This is a genomic window from Vogesella mureinivorans (assembly GCF_007644035.1).
Taxonomy (GTDB): domain Bacteria; phylum Pseudomonadota; class Gammaproteobacteria; order Burkholderiales; family Chromobacteriaceae; genus Vogesella; species Vogesella mureinivorans.
Genome location: NZ_VMTV02000964.1, coordinates 1 through 251, shown reverse-complemented (window position 1 = coordinate 251; position 251 = coordinate 1). Strand labels below are relative to the sequence as shown.

Below are 251 nucleotides of genomic sequence, written 5' to 3'. Positions count from 1 at the left end.
AAGGCAGAATTACTTTGCCTTTCAACCAATGCACATATTGCTTTAAAACAATTTATAGGTTGTCAGGTCGCTGTTGACCAAGTCACTGACTTTGGGGAACTCTATCGAACCACAGGAATCATTACTGGTGCAAGTCAAGGACAAAGTGACGGTGCATTAAGTATTTACAAGCTCACGCTCAACACGCCCAGCCATATCGCGGCTGATAAGCTTCTTCCTGGCGATGATTTTGAGGGCAACCTGCTGGCCGG

Annotated in this window: 1 protein-coding gene; it reads left to right on the top strand. The window is 46.2% G+C overall.

Features of this window, described 5'->3' with window-relative positions; genetic code table 11:
* Window positions 1-251 (top strand): contractile injection system protein, VgrG/Pvc8 family (locus FLQ44_RS21355; protein WP_147695975.1); only part of this gene is annotated, 251 nt, incomplete at both ends.